We start from the raw sequence: 23,831 nt of genomic DNA, 5'->3' as shown, positions 1-23,831 counted from the left end.
GTTTTACCAAACGCTGCTATAATCGCTTCAACGAGACACCACCGCTGTCTCTGCAATACCTTTCTCGCCCCTTCCGCGATTGAATCCAACGTTGGCCAAAAGCTCGCCGACAGACTGCAACACTACCCTGTCACTTTTGGAGCTTTATCATGCGTAACACATCTACCTTGCTGGCGCTGGCCGCCGCTTCCCTTTGCGTCACTGCCGCCCAGGCCGCCACGACCAACCTGGTCAAGAATGGCGATTTCGAACTGACCAGCAACGGCACCTCGAAACAACTGAACGAAGGCACGTACGCCCGCGCGGACCGCACCTACCTGACCGACTGGTCCAGCAAGGGCTACAACTTCGTCTTGAACGGCAACAACATCGACGACACCAACGCCGCGACGGCGCTGGCCTTGTGGGGCCCGAATTCCTACAGCGGCCGCGGCCCGCAAAACGGCCTGGGCGTCAGTCCCACGGGCGGCAATGTGCTGGCGGCGGACTGGGATTACTTTCCCGGCCCCGTCACGCAGCAGGTGAGCGGCCTCGTCCCCGGCCAAGCCTACACCCTGAGCTTTTCGTATGGCGCTGGCCAGCAAGTGGGTTTCCGCGGCGACAATCCCGTCAATTACTGGGACGTTGCGCTCGGCAACAGCAAGCAGCAAACGGCATCGCTGGCCAACGTCAGCCAGGGCTTCACGGGCTGGCACCAGGCCAGCATGACCTTCACGGCCACGGACAGCAGCGAATTGCTGTCGTTCATGGCCAAGGGCAGCCCGACGGGCGCGCCACCGTTCATGCTGCTCGACGGCGTGTCGCTGGTGTCGGCCGTGCCGGAACCATCGACCTGGGGCATGCTGATCGGTGGCCTGGGCTTGCTGGGCTTTATGGCGCGCCGCCGCAAAGGCTGACAAAACCTACTGCGCGGCGCGGGGCGCAGCCTGCGATGCTCGCTGTACGCCCGTACAGCTGCGCGTCTCGGCCACGCCGCGCATCCGCTCGCTACGGTTTTGTTCAGCCTTTCATTTCACCAGTTGACTGAAACACTTCGATGAGCCTTCTGCACACCTTGCAAACCCACCTGCCCGGCATCGCCATCGATGTGCTGCGCCTGACCCTGTGGCTGGTGCTGCTGGCCGTGATCTTCGTGCCGCTCGAACGCTTCTTTGGCGAGCGCCACCTTGGACGTTCCCGCACGGAACTGTTCAGCGACCTGGGCTTTTATTTCATCAGCAGTCTGCTGCCGGCCGTCTTGCTGGCCGCGCCGCTGGCTCTCGTCGCCGTCGCTGGCCAGCGCTGGCTGCCGGACGCCATTCCCGCCACCTTGTCCGCCCTGCCTCTGTGGGGCAAGCTCCTGCTGGGCTTGCTGATCGGCGAAGTCGGCACTTACTGGGGACATAGACTCAGCCATGAAATGCCATGGCTGTGGCGCTACCATGCCGTGCACCACAGCACGGAACAGCTGTATTTCCTCGCCAATACGCGCACCCATCCCGTCGACATGGTCGTCACGCGCCTGTTCGGCCTGACACCGTTGTATCTGCTGGGCCTGGCCGGCCCCGGCGCGGCGGGCAGCGCCGCGCCCGTGCTCTTGCTGCTGGTCGGCACCGTCTGGGGCTTCTTTCTCCACGCCAACCTGCGCTGGCGCTTCGGCCCGCTGGAATGGCTGGTGGCCACGCCCGCCTTCCACCACTGGCACCACAGCAAGGTCGAGCACATCAACCGCAACTACGCCTCGACTTTACCCGTGCTGGACCGGCTGTTCGGCACCTATCACTTGCCGCGTACGTGGCCCGCCGCCTGCGGCATCGAGACGCCCATGCCGACGACGCTGGGCGGGCAACTGGCTGCGCCATTCCGACGCACTGGCAAGCCGGAAGTCGAGGCCATAGAATAAAAAAAACCCCGCGCGGCCGGTACCACGCGGGGTTTTCTTCTCGTGCTGCGCGGCACCACCACGCAACACGCCTTACAGCAAACTACAGCAACACGCTCACTTTTTCTCGGCTTCGGCCTTCTTCGCGTCGGCAGCAGCCAGTTTGGCTTCCTTCTTCGCCGCCGCTTCCGCAGCCTTGGCTTCTTTCTTGGCGGCCGTTGCCGCTTTCTTCGCAGCAGCGGCTTCCTTCTTCGTTTCGGCAGCCGTTTTCACGGGGGCGGCATCGGCGGCTGGCGCGGTAGCGGCGGCAGGCACGACCTTGGCCGCAGCGGCTTCTTTCTTGGCGGCGGCAGCGGCGGCCTTGGCTTCTTTCTTGGCAGCAGCAGCTTCTTTCTTCGTTTCAGCGGCTGTCTTGGCTGGCGCCGCAGCGGTGTCGGTCGCAGCAGCTGGCTTCGGTGCGGCTTCTTTCGCTGCAACTTCCTTCACAGCAGTTTCCTTTTTTGCCGGGGCAGCTTTCGCCGCCGGAGCAGGCGCCGCTGGCGCGCCGGACTTGGCCTGGCCATTCACTTGCAAGCCCGCTTCCGACAGCTTCACCGAACTTTTCGGGCCGATGCCTTTTACGCGGCTTTCAAAATCGGCCCAATCCTTGAAGGCGCCGCCCTTGGCGCGTTCATCGATGATGGCTTTCGACGTGACGGGGCCGATGCCCTTGACGCTATCGAGTGCCGCCTGGTCCGCCTTGTTGACATCGACCTGGGCAAAGGCAAAGCCCATCGTCACGATCAGGGTGGCGATGGCCAGCAGTATTTTTTTGAACATGGATATCTCTCCGTAAGGTGGTTTCAAGATGACTCGAACGCAAAGGAGGAACGGCGCCTTAACGGCTTAACGGCTGGGGCGTGATACGGTTGACAAGACGGGACAGCGGAATGGCAGGAGAACCTGCGCCAGATCAAACGGACCGGCGCAGGCGAGATGCGGCATACAGCGGCATAGTTACTGCGGGAACAGCTCTTCTCGGGTGACGGTGGCCGTGCCCAGCTTGCCGACGACGATGCCGCCGGCGCGGTTGGCCGTGCGCACGGCCTCGCCCAGGCTCATGCCGGCGCCCAGCATGGCCGCCATGGTGGCGATCACCGTGTCGCCGGCGCCCGAGACGTCGAACACTTCACGCGCATCGGTCGGCATGTGCACCACCTCATCGGCCGTGTACAAGCTCATGCCTTCTTCCGAGCGCGTCAGCAGCAAGGCGTCCAGGCCCAGCTGCGCGCGCATCTGCTGCGCGCGTTCCGTGAGTTGCTCTTCCGTATTCCAGTTGCCGATCACGCGGCGCAGTTCCGATTTATTCGGAGTGAGCACTGACGCTCCGGCGTAGCGACTGAAATCATCGCCTTTCGGGTCGACCATGACGATCTTGCCGGCCGCCCGGGCCGCCTTGATCATCTCGGCCACGTTCACCAGACTGCCCTTGGCGTAATCGGACAGGACCACCACATCATAGTGCGGCAAGAGGGCATTGAATTGCGCCAGCTTGTCGCGCAGCACCGTATCGCTGGGCGCATCCTCGAAATCGATGCGCAGCATCTGCTGCTGGCGGCCGATCACGCGCAGCTTGATGATGGTGGAAATGGCCGCATCGCGCTGCAGATAGCTGTGGATGCCGCCACCTTCGAGCAGGCGCTCGACCTGGCTGCCGGCCTCGTCGTCGCCGACCACGCCCAGCAAGCTCGTCTTCGCGCCCAGCGCGGCCGCATTGCGCGCCACGTTGGCCGCGCCGCCCAGGCGCTCTTCACGCTTTTCGATGCGCACGATGGGCACGGGCGCTTCCGGCGAAATACGGCTGACGTCGCCAAACCAGTAGCGGTCCAGCATCACATCGCCCACCACCAGCAGGCGTACCTGGGCCAATGCGGCCGGCGCCGTCAAGGCGACCACCTCTTGGGCGCTCATGCGCGCGTCAGGATCGAGCGGCCGATCCCGTGGTATTCGATGCCGTTCTCGGCCATGACCGCCGGCTCGAACAGGTTGCGCCCGTCAAAGATCACGGCCTGCTTGAGGCGCGCCTTGACCTGCTCGAAGTCGGGGCTGCGGAAGGCTTTCCATTCGGTCACGATGACCAGCGCATCGGCGTCCTGCAGCGCATCTTTCGAGCTGTCGGCAAAACGCACCTTGGCCAATTGCTCCGGCGTCAGGTCCAGTTGCAGCACGCGGCGCGCCTCGGCCATGGCGACGGGGTCGTACACGGCCACCGTGGCGCCGCGCCCCAGCAAGTCGGCCAGCAGCACGCGGGCCGACGCTTCGCGCATGTCGTCCGTATTCGGTTTGAAGGCCAGGCCCCACACGGCGAAATGCCGGCCCGTCAGGTCTTCGCCGAAGCGAGTGACCACTTTGCGGCCCAGCACCTGCTTCTGCTGGTCGTTGACGGCCTCGACGGCGCGCAGGATCAGCAATTCCTGACCGTGCCCGCGCGCCGTGCGCTCGAGCGCCTGCACGTCTTTCGGGAAGCAGGAACCGCCATAGCCGCAGCCCGCGTACAGGAAGCTGTGGCCGATGCGCGGGTCGGAGCCGATGCCGTGGCGCACAGCCTCGATGTCGACGCCCACCTTGTCGGCCAGGTTCGCCAATTCATTCATGAACGAGATGCGCGTGGCCAGCATGGCGTTGGCCGCATACTTCGTGAATTCGGCCGAGCGCACGTCCATCCAGTAGGTGCGTTCATGGTTACGGTTGAACGGCGCGTACAGGCTTTTCAGCAATTCGCGCGCGCTCTCTCCGTCCGGCGTGGCGTCGACGCCGATGACGATGCGGTCCGGACGCATGAAGTCTTCGACGGCCGCGCCTTCCTTGAGGAATTCCGGGTTCGAGGCGACCGAGAACGTGGCGGCCACGCCGCGCGCATCGAGTTCGCCCTGGATGGCGGCGCGCACTTTTTCCGCCGTGCCGACGGGCACGGTCGACTTGTCGACGATGACCTTGAAGTCCGTCATGTACTTGCCGATGCCGCGCGCGGCGGCCAGCACGTATTGCAGGTCGGCCGAGCCGTCTTCATCGGGCGGCGTGCCGACGGCGATGAATTGCATTACGCCGTGTGCGGCGGCGGCCTCGACGTCGGTGGAAAAGGTCATGCGCCCGGCGGCGCGGTTGCGCGCCACGACTTCTTCCAGGCCAGGTTCATGGATGGGGATGCCGCCGCTGTTGAGCAAGGCGACCTTCTGTGCGTCCAGGTCGAGGCAAAAGACGTCGTTGCCCAGCTCCGCCAGGCAGGCGCCGGTCACGAGGCCAACATAGCCGGTGCCGATAATGGTGATTTTCATGGATGTACCGTATGGATAAAAAGCAGGTCTTACATAGAAGTACACGCCACATTGCTCAGGGCAAGGTGACGTGTACGAATCAGTTCATGACATTGAGTTCTTCTGTGCGGCGTGGTGGGTAAGTCTCCCACTTGTTGCAGCCAGGGCAGTGCCAGTAGAACTGGCGCGCCTTGAAGCCGCAGTGGCTGCACTGGTAGCGGGCCAGCTTTTGCGTGTAGCCGTGCACGAGGTTTTTCACCATCGACAGCTCGGACCAGATGGCGGCCGGCGCATCCATCATGCGCGCTTCCAGCAATTTATCGAGGCCCAGCAGGGTCGGCGTGCGGCGCAGCTCGGCGCTGACCAGCTGCTTCGCCGCTTCCACGCCGTCGAGTTCGATGACGGCCTTGAAGACGACTTCGATCAGGTCGATCGACGACGCTTCTTCCAGGTAGGAGCGCAGCAGGTTGACGCCTTCCTGTGGACGGCCCAGCTTGGTGTAGCCATCCATCAGGCGCTGCGCCACCAGGGCCACGTGCGGCACGCTTTGCTGCTCCACGCGGCGCCAGGTGGTCAGCGCGCCTTCCACGTCGCCGCGCGCCAGCAGCACGTCGCCCGTCAGGATGGTGGCGCGCACGCTCTTGCGGTCCGTCTGCAAGGCTTTTTCCAGCAGCGGCATGGCCTCGTCCGGTTTCATGTGCACGAGCGCATCATGCGCCAGTTCACAATAGAACTGGGCGATTTCCTTCTGGCGCGCGCCGGCGCCCGATTCCTGCAAGCCCACGGCCGCTTCGATGGCGCGTGGCCATTCCTTTTCGCGCTGGTAGATTTCCAGCAGCGCGCGGCGCGCCTGGGCCGCATATTGCGTGTCGATCAGGCTATTGAAAGTTTCTTCGGCGCGGTCCAGCAGACCCGCTTTCAGGTAATCCATGCCCAGCTCGTAGGCGGCGTGGCCCTGCTGTTCCAGCGGCAGGTCCGGGCGCGCCAGCAAGTTCTGGTGCACGCGGATGGCACGCTCCGTCTCGCCGCGTCGGCGGAACAGGTTACCCAGCGCAAAGTGCATATCGGCCGATTCCGGGTCCAGCTTGACGACTTCGATGAAGGCATCGATGGCCTTGTCATGCTGCTCATTGAGCAGGAAGTTCAAGCCCTTGAAATAATTGCGCGGCAGGCTGCGCGATTCGGACACCAGTTGATGAATGTCCACGCGCGCGGCAATCCAGCCCAGCGCGAAAAACATCGGGATACCCAAGAGCCACCAGAGTTCAAAATCCATGCGATTGTTTTTATTCGAGTAAGAGAGATAGGAGCGACGGCGGCGCTTACTGCGCGCTCACGCTGTCCGGTTGCGGCTGGACATTGCTGGCCACGCCAACGGTCTGCAGCGCGGCAATGGTGGTTTTTTGCTTGGTCGCTTCGCGGCGGTGACGGAACACGGTCGGCGTCAGGGCCAGTACGCCCAGGCTCGCGCCAGCGACAAAAAAGCCCAGCAGCATCAGGACCAGGGGGCCGCGAATTTCATAATTGAGAAAAACATGCAGGTCAACAACCTGCGCATTCTTCAGCGCAAAACTGAAGAACAGGACGAAAAGAACACAGCCAACGATGGTGGAGATGATTTTCATCGATACGTCCAGAAAGTACAAAAAATGCCCGTATGGCACAACCTTGGAATGCCTGACAGAAGCGTAGCGAGCGTCAGTGATTTGTGGCCAAGAAGCGCAACCGTACTTGAGTACGGTGAGCATCGCAGGCCGCAAAGCGCGACGCGCAGTAGCTTATGTCAGGTATTCTCAGCATATTAACAAAAAAAAGCGGCATCCAAGGACGCCGCTCTTTATGTCGCCTTCCAGCAGACGATTAATCCTCGATAATCGGTTGCCCGACCATCGCGTCCACGCGCTCGCGCAACTGTTTGCCCGGTTTGAAGTGCGGCACCCGCTTTTCGGGAACCATCACCTTGTCGCCGGATTTCGGGTTGCGGCCGATGCGCGGGGGCCTGCTGTTCAGGGCAAAACTGCCAAAACCGCGGATCTCGATACGCTGACCGGTCGCCAGGGCGTTGGTCATCGCATCGAGAATGGTCTTGACGGCATACTCCGCATCTTTCGCCACCAGCTGAGAATAACGCTCAGCGAGGCGGTTGATCAGCTCGGACTTTGTCATCTGCCGTATCCGCAGTCTTAGTTCTTGTTATCGAACTTAGCTTTCAACAATGCGCCCAGGCTGGTGGTGCCCGAAGCTGCGTTGTTGTCGGTAGCTGCCATCTTCTGCATGGCTTCCTGGGTTTCCACGTTGTCTTTCGCTTTGATCGACAGTTGGATACCACGGGCTTTGCGGTCGATGTTCAGCACCATTGCTTCGACGGTATCGCCGACTTTCAGGTGCGTACCAGCATCTTCAACGCGGTCGCGCGAGATTTCGGAAGCGCGCAGGTAGCCTTCAACTTCTTCGGACAGTTGGATCACGGCGCCTTTAGGCTCAACCGATTTAACGGTACCGGTAACCAGCGAGCCTTTGTCATTCATGGCTGCGAAGTTGTTGAATGGGTCACCTTCCAGTTGCTTGACGCCCAGGGAAACGCGCTCGCGCTCAACGTCGATGGCCAGAACGATGGCTTCCAGTTCGTCACCTTTCTTGAAGCGACGCACGGCTTCTTCGCCGGTTTCGGTCCAGGACAGGTCGGACAGGTGCACCAGACCGTCGATGTTGCCGGCCAGGCCGATGAACACGCCGAAGTCGGTGATCGATTTGATCGCGCCGCGGACTTTGTCACCTTTCTTATGGGTAACACCGAAGTCGTCCCATGGATTGGCTTTGCACTGTTTCATGCCCAGCGAAATACGACGACGCTCTTCGTCGATTTCCAGAACCATCACTTCTACTTCGTCGCCCAGTTGGACAACTTTGTTAGGAGCAACGTTTTTGTTCGTCCAGTCCATTTCGGAAACGTGTACCAGACCTTCGATACCCTGTTCCACTTCAACGAATGCGCCGTAGTCGGTCAGGTTCGTTACTTTACCGAACAGACGGGTGCTTTGTGGGTAACGACGGGACAGACCGGTCCAAGGATCGTCGCCCAGTTGTTTCACACCCAGCGAAACACGGTTTTTCTCTTGATCGTATTTCAGGACTTTGGCGGTGATTTCCTGGCCAACCGTCAGTACTTCCGACGGGTGACGTACACGGCGCCATGCCAGATCGGTGATGTGCAGCAGGCCATCGATACCGCCCAGATCCACGAACGCGCCGTAGTCGGTGATATTTTTGACGACGCCGGTCACGACCGTGCCTTCTTTCAGCGTTTCCATCAGTTTCTGACGCTCTTCGCCCATCGAAGCTTCGATGACGGCGCGGCGGGACAGAACCACGTTGTTACGCTTGCGATCCAGCTTGATCACTTTGAATTCGAGGGTTTTGCCTTCGAATGGGGTCGTGTCTTTGACAGGACGGGTATCAACCAGCGAGCCCGGCAGGAATGCGCGGATGCCGTTGGTCAACACGGTCAGACCGCCTTTGACTTTACCATTGACGGTACCGACGACGATTTCGCCCGATTCCATCGCTTTTTCCAGAGCCAGCCACGAAGCCAGACGCTTGGCTTTATCGCGCGACAGGATGGTATCGCCGAAACCGTTTTCCAGCGATTCGATCGCCACGGAAACGAAGTCACCAACTTTGACTTCCAGTTCGCCGTGGTCGTTTTTGAATTCTTCGACAGGGATGAATGCTTCGGATTTGAGGCCAGCGTTCACGATCACGAAATTGTGGTCGAGGCGCACGACTTCAGCGGAAATAACTTCGCCGGAGCGCATATCTTGACGCGACAACGATTCCTCGAAGAGCGCAGCAAAACTTTCCATACCGGTAGATTCGTTAGTTGTAACAGTAGACATAGGGTTCACACAGGTTATCCAGCAGAGATCGCACGATGCGACTTAAACTGGGTTAGGTTTTTGACACACCCGGACAGGCCAGGAGCCGTCAACGGGCACCACATAGCATGCACTACACATCAATACACGCTATTTTGCTGCTTATTTTGCAACTGCGGCATACCATTTCAACACGGTTTCGACAGCAACATCTGCCGTCATTTCCGACGTATCCAGGACATGCGCCCCTTCCGCGGGAACCAGCGGCGCAATCGCACGGTGAGTATCACGTTCGTCCCGCGCCTGCAAATCCATCAGAAGGTCTTCCATATTAGCAGAAAAACCCTTGTCTATCAATTGCTTGTAGCGCCGTTGCGCGCGCGCCTCGACGCTGGCCGTCAGGAACACCTTCAATGGGGCATGCGGGAAGATCACCGTGCCCATGTCGCGCCCGTCGGCCACGAGGCCCGGCGTCTTGCGAAAGCCCAGCTGCAAACCCACGAGCGCATGGCGCACCGTTGGCAATACGGCAATCTTCGACGCCGTATTGCCCACTTCTTCAGCACGGATCTGCTCGGTGACGTTTTCATGCGCCAGCAGGATCTCGCCGCCGGCAAAATGGCAAGGCAAGTGTTCGGCCAGCTTGGCCAGCGCGTGCTCGTCGCGCAAGTCCGTGCCGCGGCGCAGCGCGCTCAAGGCAGTCAGGCGGTACAGCGCGCCCGAATCGAGGTAATGAAAGCCCAGCTTGTCGGCCACGCGGTGCGCCACCGTGCCCTTGCCGGAAGCGGTGGGGCCGTCGATGGCGATGACTGGGATGTTGGAGGTCGGCATTATTTTGTCACTTTAAAAAAACTAAACCCAAAAACAAGAGCTGGGGTCAGACCCGGCGGGTCTGACCCCAAATTTGCCTTCGGTCAAATAAGACTATCTTTGGCAATCCCCGCGAACGCGGCGAAATACTCGGGGAAGGTCTTGGCCACGCATTTCGGGTCGTTGATGCGCATCTCGTTGCCGCGGCGGGCGGCGCCGTCCAGCGAGGCCAGCGAGAAGCACATGGCCATGCGGTGGTCGTCATACGTGTCGATGGTGGCGGCGGCAATTTCGGCCGGCGGCGTCACGCGCAGGTAGTCGGCGCCCTCTTCCACTTGCGCACCGAGCTTGCGCAACTCCGTGGCCATGGCGGCCAGGCGGTCCGTTTCCTTCACCCGCCAGCTGGCGATATTGCGCAAGGTCGACGTGCCGTCCGCGTACAGGGCGGCGACGGCGATCGTCATGGCCGCGTCGGGAATATGGTTGAAATCCATGTCGACGGCTTTCAATACACCATTCGAACGGGCTTCGATCCAGTTCTCGCCCATGGTGATGGTCGCGCCCATCTGCTGCAAGGCTTCGACGAAACGCACGTCGCCCTGGATGCTGTCGCGCCCCACGCCTTCCACGCGCACGGGACCGCCGCCGATGGCGCCGGCCGCCAGGAAGTACGAGGCCGACGAGGCGTCGCCTTCGACGTGGATCGTGCCCGGGCTTTGATATTGCTGGCCCGGCTGCACGGTGAACGACTGCCAGCCGTCATGCTCGACCGTCACGCCAAAGCGGCGCATCAGGTTCAGGGTGATCTCGATATACGGCTTCGAAATCAGTTCGCCCGTGACATCGATGGTGACCGCATGGTCGCGCGCCATCAGCGGCGCCACCATCAGGAGGGCCGTCAAAAACTGGCTCGACACATTGCCGCGCACGGCGATGCGCTGGGCTGCAATGTGGCCGCGGCGGATGCGCAGCGGCGGGAAGCCCTGCTCGCCCGTGTATTCGATTTGCGTGCCGACGGCGTTCAGCGCGTCGACCAGGTCGCCGATCGGGCGCTCGTGCATGCGCGACACGCCGTGCAGGGTGTAGTCGCCACCGATCACGGCCAGCGCCGCCGTCAGCGGACGGATCGCCGTGCCGGCATTGCCCATGAACAGGTCCGCCTCGTGGTGCGGAAAGACGCCGCCGCAGCCTTCCACGTGGTGGATCTGGTGAGCGGTGGCCGGGTCGCCCGTCAATTCATCCTGCGTCCACTTCACGCCCAGCGACGTCAAGGCCGTCAGCATGACGAAGGTGTCGTCGGAGGCGAGCAAGTCGATGATCTTCGTCGTGCCCTTGGCCAGCGCTGCCAGCAGCAGCACGCGGTTGGAAATGCTTTTCGAGCCGGGCAAGCGCACCGTGCCTTCGGCATGCATCACCGGCTTCAGATCGATATGGTGGGGGTAGTGCTTGGTCTGGGTCATGCTGGAATCCTTGAGTATTTATCGTGTGGGCGCGGCCGGTACTTCCGCCGTTTCAATCGCCTCGATCCATTGCTGCCGCGCGTGCTGGGCATTCGCATACACGCCTTCGATGGCGGCGCCGTCGTTCGCGGCCAGGTGAGCGCGCAAGGTCGTCAACTGCGCCAGGTAGGCGTCCAGTTCATGCAGCAGCGCCGGCTGGTTGGCCAGGCTGATGTCGCGCCACATTTCCGGCGATGAGCCGGCGATGCGCGTAAAGTCGCGAAAGCCGCTGGCCGCGTACTGGAACAGCAGGCCTGCGTGCGGTTTGTTGGCGATGTCGTCGACCAGCGCAAAGGCCAGCAGATGCGGCAGATGGCTGACGGCGGCAAACACCTTGTCATGTTCTTCGGGGCTCAAGGTGTGCAGGATGGCGCCGCAGGCGCGCCAGGCGGCCGCCACCCGTTCGACGTCGTCCGCGGCGTTTTCCGCCAGCGGCGTGAGCACCACTTTCTTGCCTTGATACAGATCGATGATGGCCGCGTCGGGACCATTCGTCTCGCGCCCCGCGATCGGGTGGCCGGGCACGAATTGCCCCACCTTGCCACCGAGCGCCGCGCGCGCGGCCGCCACCACGTCGCTCTTCGTGCTGCCCGCATCGGTGACGATGGTGCCGGGCTGCAGATGCGGCGCGATGGACGCCAGGATGGCACCCGTCTGCGCCACAGGCGCGGCCAGCAGCACCAGGTCGGCGCCATGCAAGGCTTGCGCCATGTCGCCGCCGATTTCATCGATGATGCCCAGCTCCAAGGCGCGCGCCATCGAGGCCGGCGAGCGGCCCATGCCGACTACCGTGCCGACCGCGCCCGCGTGTTTCAAGGCGCGCGCGAACGAGCCGCCGATCAGGCCTACGCCAAAAATGACGACCTTCTTCAGTGCAGGCGTCGTCATAAGGTCAGGCCAGCGCTTTCGTCAGCGCGGCGATGAAGATGGCGTTTTCCTGCGGCAGGCCGATGGAAATGCGCAGCCATTGTGGCAAGCCATAGCTGCCCACGGGACGCACGATCACGCCCTGTTTCAGCAGCGCCAGGTTGACGCGCGCGCCCGCTTCATCATCGTCGCCCACCTTGACCAGCACGAAATTGCCGTGCGACGGCACATATTCCAGGCCCAGTTGCGCAAACGCTTCGGTGAACTGCTGGTAGCCGGCCGCGTTGTTGCGCGCGCTTTGCTCGAGGAATGCCTTGTCGTTGAGGGCCGCAATCGCGGCCGCCTGCGCCAGCGAGTTGACGTTGAACGGCTGGCGGATGCGGTTCATCAGGTCCGTCAGCACGGGCTGGGCGATGGCAAAGCCGATACGCAGGCCGGCCAGGCCGTAGGCCTTCGACAGGGTGCGCGAGACCACCAGGTTCGGATACTGGCGCACCCACGCCGTCGACTCGTACTGGTCATCGGCCGACAGGAATTCGTTGTACGCTTCGTCCAGCACGACGACGACATGCGCCGGGACTTTTTGCAGGAACGCTTCCAGCTGCGCGGCCGTCAGGAAGGTGCCTGTCGGGTTGTTCGGGTTGGCGATGAAGACCAGGCGCGTGTCGTCGGCAATCGCCGCCGCCATGGCGTCCAGGTCATGGCCGTAGGCTTGCGCCGGCACGACGATGTGGCGCGCGCCCAGGCCTTGCGTGGCCAGCGCGTACACGGCGAACGAATACTGCGAGTACACGACGGATTGGCCATGCTGCACGAACGCGTGCGCGGCGATTTCCAGGATGTCGTTGCTGCCGTTGCCCAGGGTGATCCAGTCGGCCGGCACGTCGTAACGCTTGGACAGTACGGCTTTCAAGTCGAAGCCGTTGGCGTCCGGATAGCGGCCCAGGTCATCGATGGCGGCGATCATCGCCTGCTTCGCCGATGCCGGCATGCCGTACGGGTTTTCATTCGACGCCAGCTTGACGATAGCTGCCTCGTCGAGGCCGAACTCGCGCGCGACTTCCGCGATCGGTTTGCCGCTCTGGTAAGGGGCGATGGCGCGGACGTATTCTGGACCGATATTTTTAGACATGGTGTTCTTTAAAAGTTGGTGAATGATTAGGCTGGTGGTTTTTGTTGGGTTACGCTGCGCTAACCCAACCTACGGCTTATTGTAGGTCGGATTAGGCCGCAGGCCGTAATCCGACACCACCGTCGGCGTCACAAACTGACCGGATACGACCCCAGCACCTTGAAAAACGCCGCATTGCTCTGCAGCTCGCCCAGCGCCTGGGCGACGGCCGTGTCGTGCACGTGGCCTTCCACGTCGACATAGAAATAATACTCCCAGCTGCCCATGCGCGCCGGGCGCGACTCGAAGCGCGTCATCGACACACCGTGCTTGGCCAGGGGCGCCAGCAACTGGTACACGGCGCCGGCCTTGTTCGGCACGGCCAATACCAGCGACGTCTGGTCCTTGCCCGACGGCGCCGTCTGCAAGGTGCCCACGACGGCAAAGCGCGTGCGGTTGTGCGGATCGTCCTGGATATGGCCCTTGACCACGCCCAGCTTGTACTGCGCGCCGGCCAGTTCGCTGGCAATCGCCGCCACCGTACCGTCTTCGCCGGCCATGCGGGCCGCCTCGGCGTTCGAGGCGACGGCGTGGCGCGCGACGTTCGGATAATTCTGGTTCAGCCACACCTGGCACTGCGCCAGCGCCTGCGAATGGGCGCAGATGGCGGTGACGCCATCCATGTTGCCGCTCTTCGTCATCAGGCTGTGGTGCACGGCGATCGCCACTTCGCCGCTGATGATGAGGCTAGTCTGCAGCATCATGTCCAGCGTGCGGTTGACGGCGCCTTCCGAGGAATTTTCGATCGGCACGACGCCAAAGTCCGCCGTTCCCGCCTCGGCGGAACGGAACACTTCATCGATGGACGCGCATGGCAAGCCTTCGACGGCGCTGCCGAACTGCTGATACACGGCCTGTTCGCTGAAGGTGCCGGCCGGGCCAAGGTAGGCCACGGTCACGCGCTTTTCCAGCGAGCGGCAGGACGACATGATTTCGCGGAAGATGGTCTGCACTTCGCGGTCGCCCATGGGGCCGGGATTGCGCTCGGCCACGCCGCGCAGCACCTGCGCTTCGCGCTCGGGACGGAACACGGGCGCCTGCGTTTCGGCCTTCACGTGGCCCACTTGCTGGGCGATTTGCGCGCGGCGGTTCAGCAGTTCGAGGATTTGCGCGTCGATCGCATCGATCTGTTCGCGCAGCGGTTTCAATTTATCGGTCATGGTGGTTTGTTTCGTCAGCTGTACTTCAATCATGGCCGCGCGGCCTGCGCCGGCGGCGAGCCGGCGCGCTTATTCATGAGAATGCCGGACAAAATGATCAGGGCTAGGCGCGTTGCCGCTGGCAGTACGAATGTACGACAAGGCAATGCAACAACGCCCTGGACTTTTTGGCAGGCATTCTAGCGTCCGGCAAACTCGTTCAGATAATTCACCAAGGCTTGCACACCCTCGATCGGCATCGCGTTATAGATCGATGCACGCATGCCGCCGACGGACTTGTGGCCCTTCAGTTGCAGCAGGCCGCGCTGCTTGGCGCCGGCCAGGAATGCGTCGTTCAGACTTTCGTCGCGCAGATAGAACGGGATGGTCATGCGCGAGCGGTATGCGGGGTCGACCCGGTTCTGATAGAAGTCGTCCGCATCGAGCGCCGCGTACAGCAGCGCCGCTTTCTCAATATTACGCTGTTCCATGGCTGCAACGCCACCCTGGCGTTTGAGCCACTGGAAAACCAGGCCGGCGATATAGATGCCGTAGGTGGGCGGCGTGTTGTACATCGACTCATGTTCGGCCACGATGGTCCAGTCGAAGGCGGACGGGCATATCGGCAGCACCTTGCCCAGCAAGTCTTCGCGCACGATGACCAGAGTCAGGCCGGCCGGGCCGATATTTTTCTGCGCGCCGCCGAAGATCACGCCATATTGCGACACGTCGATCACGCGCGACAGGATGTGCGAGGACATGTCGGCCACGATGGTGGTCCCCGCCGGCACGCCTGGCGCCTGCTGGAATTCCACGCCGTCGATGGTTTCATTGGTGCAGATGTGCAGGTAGGCGGCGCCTGGCGTCAGCTTCCATTCGGAGACAGGCGGCACGCCCGTGAAATGGGTGGCCTTGGACGACGCGGCCACGTTGACGTTGGCATACTTGGCCGCTTCCTGGATCGACTTGCCCGACCACGAGCCCGTATGCACGAAATCGACGGTGGCCGGCTGCTGCGCCGCCAGGCCCGCCAGGTTCATCGGAATGATGGCGTTCTCGCCCAGGCCACCGCCCTGCAGAAACAGGATATTGTAATTATCGGGCACGGCCAGCAGCTCGCGCAGGTCGGCCACTGCCTGCTTGTAGATGGAAATGAATTCGGGACCACGGTGGCTCATTTCCATCACCGACATGCCACTGCCATGCCAGTCCTGCATCTCGGCAGCAGCTTGCGCCAGCACTTCCTTGGGCAGGACGGCGGGGCCGGCGGAAAAATTGTAGATATGGGTCACGATACGGTCCTTGGCAAAATGGGAATCTTATTGGGGCGACTGCGTGGCCGCCCGCATGAACTGGTCAAGCACGGCATTCACGCGGGGGTTCAGCACGCGCTGGCTGATGGCCATCGATTCGGCCGACAGTTGCGGCATGCTAGCCAGCATCTTGCGGCCCAGCGGCGTCTTGTAGAAGGCCGTCAGCTGTTCGACTTCCGGCACCGTGTAAAAGCGCGCGTACAGGGGCACCATTTCATCGCCCAGCTCTTCGATCAGGGTCGGGTCGGCCAATACCTGCGTCAGGGTGGCGATGGCCAGGGGGATTTCTTCCTCGGCGCTGGCCAGCGCGCGCGCCTTGCGCTGTTCGTCCAGTTTCGGGTTGCTGTTGATTTGCTGCTGCGCCGACTGGCGGATCATGGCGGGCATCGATTGCAGCATCTGGTCGAAGATGTTGCGCGTCAGTTGCGGGAACTGCATCGCGTCGAGCATGCGCCGCACGGCCACTTTCATGGCGGGGCTGGGCGCCGCCTGGCGCGCGGGCGTGGCTTGCGTGCTCTGGGCCAGGGCCGGCAGGGTCGCGAGGAAGGCCAGCGAAAACGCGGCGAAGAAGGTGGCGACGATTTTTCTCATGGCATGCGGGATATTGAGTGACTTGTAAATAGACATTGCCGGCGATGCTTGTCGGCTTACGCCCGACGGGCTAAGCCGACCTACGCAATTCTGTTGGCGGCATAAGCACGCGCCAATAGCAATTGGGGCTCCCGAAAGAGCCCCAATCATCTTACTCCGGCTGGGCCGGATCGACCGGATCAACCGGGTCGGCCGCCGCCGGCGCAGGCGCGGCGTCCGCCTCCGTCGTCAGCTCGACTTCGTCGATATCCGTTTCCACCACGCGCTGCAGGCCGGACAGCTTGGTGCCGTCTTCCACGGCGATCAGGGTCACGCCCTGCGTCGCGCGGCCCATCTCGCGGATTTCCGACACGCGGGTGCGGATCAAGACGCCACCGGTGGTGATCAGCATGATTTCATCGCTGGTATCGACCAGGGTCGCGGCAACCACTTTACCGTTGCGTTCGCTGGTCTGGATGGCGATCATGCCTTTCGTGCCACGGCCATGGCGCGTGTATTCAAGAATCGGCGTACGCTTGCCGTAGCCGTTTTCCGTTGCCGTCAGCACCGACTGCTGCTCGTTCTCGGCCACCAGCAGGGCGATCACGTGCTGGCCCTCTTCCAGGTTCATGCCGCGCACGCCGCGCGCCGTACGGCCCATCGGACGCACGTCGTTTTCGTCGAAGCGCACTGCCTTGCCCGAATCGGAGAACAGCATCACGTCGTGCTGGCCGTCGGTCAGCGCCGCGCCGATCAGGAAGTCGCCGTCGTCCAGGTCGACCGCGATGATGCCGGCCTTGCGTGGATTGCTGAAGTCCTTCAGCGGCGTCTTTTTCACGGTACCAAGGCTGGTCGACATGAAGACGTAATGGTCTTCCGGGAACGTGCGGTTCTCGCCCGACAGCGGCAGGATCACGGTGATCTTTTCGTTGTCTTGGAGCGGGAACATGTTGACGATCGGCTTGCCGCGCGAATTGCGCGAGCCTTGCGGCACTTCCCATACCTTCAGCCAGTACATGCGGCCACGATCCGAGAAACACAGGATGTAGTCGTGCGTGTTGGCGATGAACAGCTGGTCGATCCAGTCTTCCTCTTTCGTCGCCATGGCCTGCTTGCCGCGTCCACCGCGCTTCTGCGCGCGGTATTCGGTGATCGGCTGGGCCTTCATGTAGCCGGTGTGCGACAGGGTCACGACCATGTCCTGCGGAGTAATGAGATCTTCAGTCTCGAGGTCGGTGGCGTTGAGTTCGATCTGCGAGCGGCGCACGTCCTTGTTGCCGGCGCCGTATTCGTTCTTCGCCGCCGTCATTTCATCGGTGATGATGACGGTGACGCGTTCCGGCTTGGCCAGGATGTCGAGCAAGTCGGCGATATGTTCCATCACGTCCTTGTATTCGTTGACGATCTTGTCCTGTTCCAGGCCGGTCAGGCGCTGCAGGCGCATTTGCAGAATTTCCTGCGCCTGGTCGTCCGACAGCTTGTACAGGCCATCCGTCTGCATGCCGTAGTGCTTCGGCAGGTTTTCCGGACGGTAGGCATCGATGCCGCCTGGCGTCGTGCCGTCGCCCGTGCGGGCCAGCATTTCGCGCACCACGGACGAATCCCAGGCCTTGGCCATCAGCTCGACCTTGGCGATCGGCGGCGTCGGCGCGGCCTTGATGATGGCGATGAAGTCATCGATGTTGGCCAGCGCGACCGCCAGGCCTTCCAGTACGTGGCCGCGTTCGCGCGCCTTTCGCAGTTCGAACACGGTACGGCGCGTGACCACTTCGCGGCGGTGCGACAGGAAGCATTGCAGCATCTGCTTGAGGTTCAGCAGCTTCGGCTGGCCATCGACCAGGGCCACCATGTTCATGCCGAAGGTGTCTTGCAACTGGGTCTGCTTGTACAGATTGTTCAGCACCACTTCCGGCACTTCGCCCCGCTTCAGCTCGATCACCACGCGCATGCCCGACTTGTCGGATTCGTCGCGGATGTCGGAAATGCCGTCGAGCTTCTTGTCGCGCACGTTTTCAGCGATGCGTTCCAGCAAGGATTTCTTGTTGACCTGGAATGGCAGCTCGTCGACGATGATGGCGATGCGGCCGCCATCCTTGCCGTATTCTTCGAAGTGGGTCTTGGCGCGCATGACGACGCGGCCGCGGCCCGTGCGGTAGCCGTCGCGCACGCCGGACACGCCATAGATGATGCCGGCCGTCGGGAAGTCCGGCGCCGGGATCAGCTCGATCAATTCATCGATCGTGCACTCGGGATTGCGCAGCACGTGCAGCGCGCCGTCGATGACTTCGGTGATGTTATGTGGCGGAATGTTGGTCGCCATGCCGACGGCGATACCGGACGAGCCATTGATCAGCAGGTTCGGGATACGCGTCGGCAAGACCGTCGGTTCCTTCTCCTTGCCATCGTAGTTGGGCTGGAAGTCGACGGTATCCTTGTCGATATCGGCCAGCAGCTCGCTGGCGATCTTGTCCAGGCGGCACTCGGTGTAACGCATCGCCGCGGCGCCGTCGCCGTCGACGGAACCGAAGTTGCCCTGGCCATCGACGAGCATGTAGCGCAGCGAGAAATCCTGCGCCATGCGCACCAGTGTGTCGTAGATCGAGGCATCGCCGTGGGGATGGTATTTACCCATGGTTTCGCCGACCACGCGGGCGCACTTGACGTAAGGGCGGTTCCACACGTTATTCATTTCATGCATCGCGAACAAGACGCGGCGGTGCACTGGCTTCAAGCCATCGCGCGCATCGGGCAAGGCGCGACCGACGATCACGCTCATGGCGTAATCGAGGTAGCTCTTGCGCATCTCTTCTTCGAGGGAAATAGGAATTGTTTCTTTTGCGAATTGATCCATTGGCGGTTCGACTGATCTCAGGCTGTGGTTAACTTATCTGTTACGCAATGTATGACGCAATACTGCATATCCTGGGTGGCTGTCGTCGTGGACGCCGCGCCGCGCGCTGCTGGCGTGGCCCGGTGTCCATGTCGCAGAGTGCCAGAACAAATCGGCGGGCTGGCGGCACGGCCAGTACGGCTACCGCAAGGGTAGGTGCTGGCCATGCCGTGCCGCCGTGGGCATTTGCTCGACACTCTTGACAGTCAAGCGCACGATTTTAGCATGCGCGCCCAGCTACCTGTACAAATTGGCCATACCGGCAAGATTGGCAGTTTGCATGGGAGGCGTGCATGTTGCCCTGTCGATAATGCACAATGGCAATATCAGTTCAAGACACCTGCCCTTAAAAGAGGCAAAAAAAGCGATCAATTGTTACAGACGCGTTACAAATGGGCATTTTCGTTGCGCAAAAACAACGCACGGTCTAAAATCGGGCAAGCTTTGATTTAACCACGGTCGTGTGCCCCTGATGCGTGTGGCAAAATGACTGGGAAGTTAATTGCTAGTTTCGCAATCTGAAACGAGCGCATATGGTCTACATGATAAAATCTTGGCACGTAGCACCAGTAGCGCAGTGTTGTTCTGCGGATATCACCCCCCGAAAGGAAAAAAGAATGAATAAATTTGTAACGCTGTTTTTCGCTGCATCCGCAGTGATTGCTGGCTCGGCTTCGGCCCAAACCCCAACCTCCCCACCATTCGCGCCAGTTACCACTGACATCAAAGCACCAAGCCCAAAAAGCGCTTACGTGCAAGATGCCCGCGGCGTCATCGTGCGTGACCCATTCGGTCTGTGCTGGCGTACCGGCTACTGGACACCTGCTGACGCGGTGCCAGGTTGCGACGTACCACTGTGCGTAGAGCCAGAAACCCTGCAAGACGGCAAATGCGTGGCTCCTCCAGCACCAGTCGTACCTGCTCCAGCACCAGCACCAGTCGTGCCAGTGCCAGTCGTCGTTGCTCCTACCTCGGAAAAAGTCAGCTTCGCTGCTGATGCATTCTTCGATTTCGACAAAGCGACGCTGAAGCCAGAAGGCAAAGCCAAGCTGGACGAGCTGTCCGCACAACTGGGCGGCATCAACCTGGAAGTCATCATCGCTGTGGGTCACACCGACTCCGTCGGCACCGATGCTTACAACCAAAAACTGTCGGTACGTCGTGCTGATGCTGTCAAAGCCTACCTGGTCACCAAAGGCGTTGAAAGCAACCGCGTGTACACCGAAGGCAAAGGCGAGAAACAACCTGTTGCTGATAACAAAACTGCCGAAGGCCGTGCGAAAAACCGTCGCGTGGAAATCGAAGTTGTTGGTACCCGCAACAAGTAATAGCTGATCCCCTGGACTTGCCGCAAGTCATCGCGCAAGTCAAGAACAGCATGAAAAACCCCGCCACGGCGGGGTTTTTTTTCGTCCGTGGCTGCCCAATTGTAAAATTGCCGCTATTATTCGACCTATGAACGCCGACCCTCTCGAAATCCAAAAATTCAGTGAGCTGGCCCACCGCTGGTGGGACCCCACTTCCGAGTTTCGTCCCCTGCACGAAATTAACCCCCTGCGCCTGGAATGGATCAACGCGAAAGTGCCGCTGGCCGGCAAGCGCGTGATCGACATCGGCTGCGGCGGCGGCATCCTGGCCGAATCGATGGCCCGCAAGGGCGCCGACGTGACGGGCATCGACCTGTCCGAAAAGGCACTAAAAGTTGCCGACCTGCACAGCCTGGAATCGGGCGCCAAGGTACGCTACAAGCTGATCGCCGCCGAAGCCATGGCCGAGGAAGAGCCAGGCCAGTACGACGTCGTGACCTGCATGGAAATGCTCGAGCACGTGCCGGACCCCGCCGCCATCGTCAAGGCTTGCGCCGCGCTGGTGAAACCGGGCGGCCACGTCTTCCTGTCGACCCTGAACCGCAACCCGAAAGCGTATCTGTTCGCCATCCTGGGCGCCGAATACCTGCTGCGCCTGTTGCCGAAAGGCACGCACGACTATGACAAATTCATCACCCCGGCCGAACTGTCGCAATACCTGCGCAGCGCCGGCCTGGACGTCAACAGCATGCGCGGCATGGGCTACAATCCGCTGACCAAGATTTACTCACTTAATAGCGATACCAGCGTCAATTACCTGGTGGCCTGCACCCGGCCGCTGTAACCATCACGCACAATACAAGGCGGCCGCGGCCGCCATTTTTCATTCCCACTTGACACACTTTGCCCGCCATGATCACTGACCATCTGCCAGCCCCGCGCGCCATCCTGTTCGACCTCGACGGCACCCTGGCCGACACCGCGCCCGACCTGGCAGCGGCCATCAACCTGCTGCGCGCGCGCGCCGGCCTGGCGCCGACGCCGTACGACATCCTGCGTCCCACGGCCTCGGCCGGCGCGCGCGGCATGATAGGCGCGTCGTATGGCATTGCCCCAGGCGAAAGCGGCTACGAAGCCCTGAAAGACGGCTTCCTGAACAATTACGAAGCGGCCCTGGCCGTGGAAAGCCGCTTATTCGACGGCATCCCCGCCCTGCTGGAAGGCTTGACCGCCCTAGGCCTGGCCTGGGGCGTGGTCACCAACAAGGCCGCCCGCTTCACCGACCCGCTGGTCGGCCAGATCGGCCTGGGCGCCGCCGGCTGCGTGATCTCGGGCGACACCATGCCCCACCCGAAACCGCACCCCGCCCCCCTGCTGGAAGCGGCCCGCCGCCTGGACCTGGCGCCGGAAGCCTGCTGGTACGTGGGCGACGACCTGCGCGACATCCAGGCCGGCCGCGCCGCCGGCATGCGCACGGTCGCCTGCGCCTGGGGCTACTGCGGCCCCGTCGAGCCACAGCACTGGAACGCGGACCATTTGCTGGAGACGCCGCAAGCGTTGCTGGAACTGGTGACTGGCGTGGTGAAGGCGGCGCAGGAGCGGCAGCTGGCGGCTTGAGACACATCCCTTTTCGCGGCAGAAAGCTGAGGTCTGACCCGACGGGTCAGACCCCTTACGCCAATGGCGCGAATGCAGCATGCAAGAGTGGGCAGATTGCGCTACAATGAAGGTTCTGTGGGGACGACCTGGTTTCGACGTGGGTTGCAAAGCAGCGCAGGGCATACCGAGGGCGGGCTACCTCGTAAATACAACCTGAAAAAACTTAACTGCAAACGATAACTCGTACGCACTGGCAGCTTAATCGCTGTTAGCTCTAGAACACCTCGTCCCTGGGGTGGGCCGTCAAAAGCTCTAGAGTCATTTACAGGGACTCGTCGTATGCTGGGTTACTTAGCGTCCGACTAAATAATAGGTAACTCGCTTGCCCATAACGTGCACATCCGTGCTGGCTGAGTTAAATTAAATGATAGTGCTAAGTATGTAGAACTGTCTGTAGAGTGCTTGCGGACGCGGGTTCGATTCCCGCCGTCTCCACCACTGAATTGTTTAGAATCAAGTAGTTAGCAAGAAGAAGGCTGTCATTATTTGGGTTGTTTTTGGGCTGTTTTAGCCTAGGAATGACAACAAAATGACAGCCTTTTTTTTCCCTATTACTTGGCATTGCTTCCCAAAAGAAAGTTTTCTGTAGACTTCATCAACCGCCTCCCTTACTTACCTATGCCTACTATATTTGACACCCTGCATGAAGAACTTTTCAACTCAAAATGCACTAAAGAGGGGGAGGCTTTTGAGCGAATTGCCACATTAGCAATGAGCATTGCGTGTCCTGATGCAGACTTCTCCCATGACTCAAAGGTTCGAGGCGAATTTAGCAAATCTTTGTACCAAATCGATGTCCATCAAAAAAAGAATGGAGCACTGACATTTGGCGAAGCAAAAGATTACACAGGCAGAGGTAAGGAAGGGGCAAAAGTTGGACGCCCCGACCTTCAAAAACTGGGAGGTGCGTTGCCTGATGTGGAAGCAGAGCGAGGAGTTTTCTATTCGGCAACAGGTTACACGCGAGAAGCTATGAAATATGCATCTGCAGCCACCAACATCGTTGGAGTTCCTATAGATTTAATGCATATTCGGCCATCGATTGAATCAGATATGGACGGCAGAATCCAAAAAATAGTGTTAACAATCACATCACAAACACCTGTTTTTTCTAAAGCCACTTGGACGCCCATTGTCACCCCTGCGGGAGACCGTGTCCTTAAAGCGCTACTTAAAGAAGAACAAGAGCACATCGCAATTAATTTGCGGGTTGATTTTTTTTATGATAGCAAAGGGTCAATTAAAGCCTCTATTGAAGATCTATCCCGATTAATATGTGTGAATAACGACTTCGGTTCAGATCTTGCTCATGCATCCTTTCACCTCCCAAATCACTACATCAAAGTCGGTGAAATTTTTGCTGAGATTTCTGGACTTGAATATTCTGTTCCATTTTCCATAAAAACAGAAAAATTAGAAATAATTACAAACGACGAACCAAAAATCTTACTAAGGGCGGAAGATGGCAGCATCAACAAAATAATAACGGACAAGCAACTAAAAGAAATGAAGTTTGATGACTCAGGAATGGTAATTCGTCCCAATCCCTCCATCTTAAAGAAAACATGACGCCACAT

The 23,831-nt window shown here is 60.6% G+C and carries 22 protein-coding genes and 1 other RNA gene; 8 read left to right on the top strand and 15 right to left on the bottom strand.

The annotated features are described in order from the left end of the window. The first annotated feature begins 149 nt into the window (after positions 1 to 149). Together FG13_RS25855 and FG13_RS25850 are read left to right on the top strand one after the other, a co-directional pair. Positions 150 to 896, top strand: coding sequence for a PEPxxWA-CTERM sorting domain-containing protein (locus FG13_RS25855; protein WP_035825672.1), 747 nt, complete (start codon positions 150 to 152; stop codon positions 894 to 896). Between the two features lie 140 nt (positions 897 to 1,036). Continuing rightward, a complete protein-coding gene (locus FG13_RS25850; protein WP_051959462.1) occupies positions 1,037 to 1,882 on the top strand; it encodes a sterol desaturase family protein in 846 nt (281 codons plus the stop codon). Between the two features lie 96 nt (positions 1,883 to 1,978). Here the strand turns inward: FG13_RS25850 and FG13_RS29200 are convergent, their stop codons facing one another. The 15 genes from FG13_RS29200 to gyrA all read right to left on the bottom strand — a co-directional run bounded on the left by FG13_RS29200 (position 1,979) and on the right by gyrA (position 19,249). Continuing rightward, positions 1,979 to 2,680: a ComEA family DNA-binding protein gene (locus FG13_RS29200; RefSeq protein ID WP_081922722.1), complete on the bottom strand. Its 702-nt coding sequence runs from the start codon at positions 2,678 to 2,680 to the stop codon at positions 1,979 to 1,981. Positions 2,681 to 2,857: 177 nt separating this feature from the next. Further along, positions 2,858 to 3,811: a D-glycero-beta-D-manno-heptose-7-phosphate kinase gene (gene rfaE1 / locus FG13_RS25840; protein ID WP_051959461.1), complete on the bottom strand. Its 954-nt coding sequence runs from the start codon at positions 3,809 to 3,811 to the stop codon at positions 2,858 to 2,860. Continuing rightward, positions 3,808 to 5,175, bottom strand: coding sequence for a UDP-glucose dehydrogenase family protein (locus FG13_RS25835; protein ID WP_035825670.1), 1,368 nt, complete (start codon positions 5,173 to 5,175; stop codon positions 3,808 to 3,810). The genes rfaE1 and FG13_RS25835 overlap by 4 nt, the downstream gene beginning before the upstream one ends. Before the next feature lie 79 nt (positions 5,176 to 5,254). Then, a complete protein-coding gene (gene lapB, locus FG13_RS25830) occupies positions 5,255 to 6,430 on the bottom strand; it encodes a lipopolysaccharide assembly protein LapB (RefSeq protein ID WP_035825667.1) in 1,176 nt (391 codons plus the stop codon). Positions 6,431 to 6,476: 46 nt separating this feature from the next. Next, positions 6,477 to 6,779, bottom strand: coding sequence for a LapA family protein (locus FG13_RS25825; RefSeq protein ID WP_034751796.1), 303 nt, complete (start codon positions 6,777 to 6,779; stop codon positions 6,477 to 6,479). A gap of 235 nt (positions 6,780 to 7,014) precedes the next feature. Continuing rightward, positions 7,015 to 7,320 (bottom strand): integration host factor subunit beta, encoded by a 306-nt coding sequence (locus FG13_RS25820; RefSeq protein WP_008446215.1) that lies wholly within the window; start codon positions 7,318 to 7,320, stop codon positions 7,015 to 7,017. A gap of 17 nt (positions 7,321 to 7,337) precedes the next feature. Next, the gene (gene rpsA, locus FG13_RS25815) at positions 7,338 to 9,050 is read right to left on the bottom strand and encodes a 30S ribosomal protein S1 (RefSeq protein ID WP_071650172.1); all 1,713 of its coding nucleotides are present in this window, start codon (positions 9,048 to 9,050) and stop codon (positions 7,338 to 7,340) included. Between the two features lie 141 nt (positions 9,051 to 9,191). Then, on the bottom strand, positions 9,192 to 9,860 hold the full coding sequence (cmk, locus tag FG13_RS25810) for a (d)CMP kinase (RefSeq protein ID WP_035825664.1): 669 nt from the start codon (positions 9,858 to 9,860) through the stop codon (positions 9,192 to 9,194). A gap of 83 nt (positions 9,861 to 9,943) precedes the next feature. Beyond that, positions 9,944 to 11,299, bottom strand: a complete 1,356-nt coding sequence (gene aroA, locus FG13_RS25805; RefSeq protein WP_035825658.1) for a 3-phosphoshikimate 1-carboxyvinyltransferase — start codon at positions 11,297 to 11,299, stop codon at positions 9,944 to 9,946. Between the two features lie 18 nt (positions 11,300 to 11,317). Then, positions 11,318 to 12,226 (bottom strand): prephenate dehydrogenase, encoded by a 909-nt coding sequence (locus FG13_RS25800; protein ID WP_035825655.1) that lies wholly within the window; start codon positions 12,224 to 12,226, stop codon positions 11,318 to 11,320. A 4-nt stretch (positions 12,227 to 12,230) separates the two neighbouring features. Further along, positions 12,231 to 13,337 carry a histidinol-phosphate transaminase gene (hisC, locus tag FG13_RS25795; RefSeq protein ID WP_035825652.1) on the bottom strand — a complete coding sequence of 369 codons (1,107 nt, stop codon included), beginning with the start codon at positions 13,335 to 13,337 and terminating at the stop codon, positions 12,231 to 12,233. A gap of 128 nt (positions 13,338 to 13,465) precedes the next feature. After that, positions 13,466 to 14,536 carry a prephenate dehydratase gene (gene pheA, locus FG13_RS25790; RefSeq protein WP_035828753.1) on the bottom strand — a complete coding sequence of 357 codons (1,071 nt, stop codon included), beginning with the start codon at positions 14,534 to 14,536 and terminating at the stop codon, positions 13,466 to 13,468. Between the two features lie 179 nt (positions 14,537 to 14,715). After that, positions 14,716 to 15,807: a 3-phosphoserine/phosphohydroxythreonine transaminase gene (serC, locus tag FG13_RS25785; RefSeq protein ID WP_035825651.1), complete on the bottom strand. Its 1,092-nt coding sequence runs from the start codon at positions 15,805 to 15,807 to the stop codon at positions 14,716 to 14,718. Positions 15,808 to 15,834: 27 nt separating this feature from the next. Continuing rightward, entirely contained in the window at positions 15,835 to 16,419 is a 585-nt protein-coding gene (locus FG13_RS25780) for a DUF2059 domain-containing protein (protein WP_035825649.1), read from the bottom strand. Positions 16,420 to 16,570: 151 nt separating this feature from the next. Continuing rightward, a complete protein-coding gene (gyrA, locus tag FG13_RS25775; RefSeq protein ID WP_035825646.1) occupies positions 16,571 to 19,249 on the bottom strand; it encodes a DNA gyrase subunit A in 2,679 nt (892 codons plus the stop codon). 264 nt (positions 19,250 to 19,513) lie between these two features. On the opposite strand from gyrA, the gene FG13_RS30290 reads away from it, so the two are divergent. The 6 genes from FG13_RS30290 (at position 19,514) to FG13_RS29730 (ending at position 23,823) form a co-directional block, all read left to right on the top strand. Then, entirely contained in the window at positions 19,514 to 19,741 is a 228-nt protein-coding gene (locus tag FG13_RS30290; RefSeq protein ID WP_152598868.1) for a hypothetical protein, read from the top strand. Between the two features lie 164 nt (positions 19,742 to 19,905). After that, positions 19,906 to 20,616 (top strand): outer membrane protein OmpA, encoded by a 711-nt coding sequence (ompA, locus tag FG13_RS25770; RefSeq protein ID WP_035825645.1) that lies wholly within the window; start codon positions 19,906 to 19,908, stop codon positions 20,614 to 20,616. Positions 20,617 to 20,743: 127 nt separating this feature from the next. Then, positions 20,744 to 21,439, top strand: a complete 696-nt coding sequence (gene ubiG / locus FG13_RS25765; protein WP_035825644.1) for a bifunctional 2-polyprenyl-6-hydroxyphenol methylase/3-demethylubiquinol 3-O-methyltransferase UbiG — start codon at positions 20,744 to 20,746, stop codon at positions 21,437 to 21,439. A gap of 68 nt (positions 21,440 to 21,507) precedes the next feature. Further along, positions 21,508 to 22,212, top strand: a complete 705-nt coding sequence (locus FG13_RS25760) for an HAD family hydrolase (RefSeq protein ID WP_035828752.1) — start codon at positions 21,508 to 21,510, stop codon at positions 22,210 to 22,212. 119 nt (positions 22,213 to 22,331) lie between these two features. Continuing rightward, positions 22,332 to 22,692: a transfer-messenger RNA gene (gene ssrA / locus FG13_RS29735) on the top strand. Positions 22,693 to 22,809: 117 nt separating this feature from the next. Further along, positions 22,810 to 23,823, top strand: a complete 1,014-nt coding sequence (locus FG13_RS29730; protein WP_152598867.1) for a restriction endonuclease — start codon at positions 22,810 to 22,812, stop codon at positions 23,821 to 23,823. Positions 23,824 to 23,831: the final 8 nt, after the last annotated feature.

This window comes from Janthinobacterium sp. RA13, from assembly GCF_000745325.1.
Taxonomy (GTDB): domain Bacteria; phylum Pseudomonadota; class Gammaproteobacteria; order Burkholderiales; family Burkholderiaceae_D; genus Janthinobacterium; species Janthinobacterium rivuli.
This window is presented reverse-complemented; position numbering and strand designations above follow the sequence as displayed.

What these genes read in the sequence shown, in the direction of transcription:
- FG13_RS25760 (WP_035828752.1), top strand. Translation starts at nt 21,508, where the DNA reads ATGATCACTGACCATCTGCCAGCCCCGCGCGCCATCCTGTTCGACCTC.
- FG13_RS29200 (WP_081922722.1), bottom strand. Translation starts at nt 2,680, where the DNA reads ATGTTCAAAAAAATACTGCTGGCCATCGCCACCCTGATCGTGACGATG.
- FG13_RS25800 (WP_035825655.1), bottom strand. Translation starts at nt 12,226, where the DNA reads ATGACGACGCCTGCACTGAAGAAGGTCGTCATTTTTGGCGTAGGCCTG.
- FG13_RS25780 (WP_035825649.1), bottom strand. Translation starts at nt 16,419, where the DNA reads ATGAGAAAAATCGTCGCCACCTTCTTCGCCGCGTTTTCGCTGGCCTTC.
- ubiG (WP_035825644.1), top strand. Translation starts at nt 20,744, where the DNA reads ATGAACGCCGACCCTCTCGAAATCCAAAAATTCAGTGAGCTGGCCCAC.
- FG13_RS25820 (WP_008446215.1), bottom strand. Translation starts at nt 7,320, where the DNA reads ATGACAAAGTCCGAGCTGATCAACCGCCTCGCTGAGCGTTATTCTCAG.
- FG13_RS25855 (WP_035825672.1), top strand. Translation starts at nt 150, where the DNA reads ATGCGTAACACATCTACCTTGCTGGCGCTGGCCGCCGCTTCCCTTTGC.
- FG13_RS25850 (WP_051959462.1), top strand. Translation starts at nt 1,037, where the DNA reads ATGAGCCTTCTGCACACCTTGCAAACCCACCTGCCCGGCATCGCCATC.
- FG13_RS30290 (WP_152598868.1), top strand. Translation starts at nt 19,514, where the DNA reads ATGCGCGCCCAGCTACCTGTACAAATTGGCCATACCGGCAAGATTGGC.
- gyrA (WP_035825646.1), bottom strand. Translation starts at nt 19,249, where the DNA reads ATGGATCAATTCGCAAAAGAAACAATTCCTATTTCCCTCGAAGAAGAG.
- pheA (WP_035828753.1), bottom strand. Translation starts at nt 14,536, where the DNA reads ATGACCGATAAATTGAAACCGCTGCGCGAACAGATCGATGCGATCGAC.
- aroA (WP_035825658.1), bottom strand. Translation starts at nt 11,299, where the DNA reads ATGACCCAGACCAAGCACTACCCCCACCATATCGATCTGAAGCCGGTG.
- lapB (WP_035825667.1), bottom strand. Translation starts at nt 6,430, where the DNA reads ATGGATTTTGAACTCTGGTGGCTCTTGGGTATCCCGATGTTTTTCGCG.
- rpsA (WP_071650172.1), bottom strand. Translation starts at nt 9,050, where the DNA reads ATGTCTACTGTTACAACTAACGAATCTACCGGTATGGAAAGTTTTGCT.
- FG13_RS25825 (WP_034751796.1), bottom strand. Translation starts at nt 6,779, where the DNA reads ATGAAAATCATCTCCACCATCGTTGGCTGTGTTCTTTTCGTCCTGTTC.
- rfaE1 (WP_051959461.1), bottom strand. Translation starts at nt 3,811, where the DNA reads ATGAGCGCCCAAGAGGTGGTCGCCTTGACGGCGCCGGCCGCATTGGCC.
- hisC (WP_035825652.1), bottom strand. Translation starts at nt 13,337, where the DNA reads ATGTCTAAAAATATCGGTCCAGAATACGTCCGCGCCATCGCCCCTTAC.
- ompA (WP_035825645.1), top strand. Translation starts at nt 19,906, where the DNA reads ATGAATAAATTTGTAACGCTGTTTTTCGCTGCATCCGCAGTGATTGCT.
- FG13_RS25835 (WP_035825670.1), bottom strand. Translation starts at nt 5,175, where the DNA reads ATGAAAATCACCATTATCGGCACCGGCTATGTTGGCCTCGTGACCGGC.
- cmk (WP_035825664.1), bottom strand. Translation starts at nt 9,860, where the DNA reads ATGCCGACCTCCAACATCCCAGTCATCGCCATCGACGGCCCCACCGCT.